The organism is Halohasta sp. A2, assembly GCF_056175805.1.
The window spans coordinates 1-254 of record NZ_JAQFWV010000318.1 but is presented as its reverse complement, the minus strand read 5'-3'; the positions used below and the strand labels follow the sequence as shown (position 1 = coordinate 254).

General features: G+C 50.8%; 1 pseudogene. It reads left to right on the top strand.

Annotated features, from left to right (window positions below):
- Positions 1 to 124 precede the first annotated feature (124 nt).
- Positions 125 to 254 (top strand): annotated as a pseudogene (locus tag O2S87_RS19285) (IS5/IS1182 family transposase); the annotation flags it as partial.

Genomic DNA, 254 nt, shown 5'->3' with positions numbered 1-254 from the left:
CTGGATAGTCTGGTTTGGGTGCTTCTGCAATGTCTGTATCTAGAAATTCGGCAGTTCAGCGACTCAGACAGGAGAATTTGTTATGTAAGTGATTCAATACGGGAGCCGTCTTGCGATAAACGGAGCATTCAGGGACGAACTCCGTGGAAACGGTGTTCGTCCCCTGATCAAGCACCGTATCTATTCCTCGCTCGATCACGCCCACAACGCCCGCATGGACCGTGATCGGTATCACCAGCGATCCATGTCTGAAA